The 2258-nt window shown below is 37.2% G+C and carries 2 protein-coding genes; both read right to left on the bottom strand.

Annotated features, from left to right (window positions below):
• Positions 1-33: 33 nt before the first annotated feature.
• Entirely contained in the window at positions 34-1401 is a 1368-nt protein-coding gene (hemN, locus tag GSY74_RS08920; RefSeq protein WP_164664758.1) for an oxygen-independent coproporphyrinogen III oxidase, read from the bottom strand.
• A 73-nt stretch (positions 1402-1474) separates the two neighbouring features.
• Positions 1475-2258, bottom strand: a 784-nt coding sequence (gene argF / locus GSY74_RS08915) for an ornithine carbamoyltransferase (RefSeq protein ID WP_164664757.1), incomplete at its 5' end; no start/stop codon positions are given.

Raw genomic sequence — 2258 nt, 5'->3', positions numbered from 1 at the left:
TGTATGTTTTTGTCGGGGAGAGGACACCCCGACCTACACCGTCTTAGAAAAGGATTTCTTACTCTGTGCATATTTTTTCATATAAGCATCAAAAGGCATTGCAATATTTCGTATAAGCAGTGTCCCAGTCGTGCTTACCTTTATCTCATTCTCATCTATCTCAACTAAATCAGCATCTGCAAACTCTTGTAGTGCCTCCAAAGCATCTCCAAAATATTCAGAAAAATCAATACTATACTCTTTTTCTACTCGCTTTATATCAATATGAAAATTTGCCATCAACTCCATAATAACAGCTTTTCGCAAAAAATCATCATCACTAAGCACAACCCCTCTCTCAAAAGGAAGTCTGCCACTCTCCAATGCCTCTTCATAGAGTTTCATATCTTTGGTGTTTTGAGCATAATAACGACTCCCCTCACCAATACTAGTAAGTCCAATTCCTACAAGATTTGAACCACCTCTCGTAGTGTAACCTTGGAAGTTTCTATGAAGTTCACCCTTCTCTATAGCACCAAAAAGCTCATCTTCTGGTTTGGCAAAGTGATCCATTCCTACCATTCTATATCCATGACTATCAAAGAAATCAATGGTATATCTGAAAATTTGTAGCTTAACATCTGGACTTGGCAGTGTGGTCTCATCAAACTTACGCATAGTCTTCATCAACCACGGCACATGAGCATAATTAAATACAGCCACTCTATCAGGATTTAGTTGCGTTGATAGCTCCAAGGTTTTTTTGAAACTCTCTAGTGTTTGATATGGTAATCCATAGATAAAGTCTGTATTAATAGAGTTGATTCCATATTTTCGTGCCAACTCAACTGCTTTTTTTGTCAACTCTAAAGGCTGTATCCTATGAATCTCTTTTTGAACCTTCTCATCCAAATCCTGTACACCAAAACTGATACGATTAAAACCATGTTTTTTAAAAACTATCATCTGCTCTTCATTAAAAAACCGTGGGTCAATTTCACAACTTATCTCTGCTTCACTACTCCAGTTTGGAAACTTTGACTTAATATACGAAACTATCTCATCAAGCTCAAAAGCTTTATAAAAAGTAGGTGTCCCCCCACCAAAGTGAAACTGAATCACCTCACGAGTTGTATCAATATGCTCTGCTAATATATCTACCTCTTTTTTTAGATACTCAATATATCTACTCAACTTCTTCTCTTTGGAGGTAAAAACAACATTACATCCACAGAAATAACAAGCCGAACGACAAAATGGAAGGTGTACATAAAGCGAAAGCTTCTCTGTAGAGTTCTCTAAAAACTCTATATACCTATCATACTTAAAATCACTACTAAACTCTAATGCCGTTGGATAAGAGGTATATCTAGGTCCAGGTTTAGAGTATTTGGAGAACTTCTCAAAATCAATATTACTCATTAAATTTCTATTTCCTTGTGTAAACTATTATATTAACAATATCATATAATTGCCTATTAATAGTTGCTCTTTATCAATTATTCACTCTTCTTTGTTGGTCTAACCAGACCATAACACCTTTTTGAGCATGTAGTCTATTCTCTGCTTCTAAAAAAATCTCATCTGCATATTGTTCAAACACCTCTTCACTCACCTCATAATCTCTATAAGCAGGAAGACAATGCAAGAATATAGCATCTTTTTGTGCCAATGCCATCAATGAACTATCTACAATATAACCATCAAAAGCTTTTAATCGTTCTGCCTTTTCATCCTCTTGCCCCATAGATACCCAAGTATCAGTTGTGACAACGGTCGCTCCTGCTACTGCCTCTTTGGGGTCATTGCTAAAGCTAATCTTGGCTCCACTCTCTTTTGCTATCTCTAAAGCTTCTGCAACTATAGTCGCATCACTCTCATAACCTTTAGGTGTAGCGATACGAAGTTCAAAACCTAGCTTTGCAGACAACATAAGCCATGAGTGAGTAAGATTGTTTCCATCACCTACATAAGCAACTATAGGGTTGTCTATACCACACTCTAGGATAGTTAGATAGTCAGCCATAAGCTGTACAGGATGATAAGCGTCAGTTAACCCATTAATAACAGGTACTTTTGAGTATCGTGCAAACTCCTCTATTTTACTCTGCTCAAAAGTTCGTATCATGACCATATCAACCATACGGCTTATCACTCTAGCTGTATCTTTCATAGGCTCACCACGACCCAACTGAATATCATTAGAGGATAAAAAAAGACCCACACCACCTAGCTGATAGATACCTGTCTCGAAACTTACACGAGTCCTCGTTGAACTC

The sequence above is a fragment of the Sulfurovum sp. bin170 genome, assembly GCF_010892395.1.
Lineage (GTDB): Bacteria > Campylobacterota > Campylobacteria > Campylobacterales > Sulfurovaceae > UBA1140.
The sequence above is the reverse complement of the archived record's forward strand: the minus strand, read 5'-3'. Positions and strand labels throughout refer to the sequence as shown.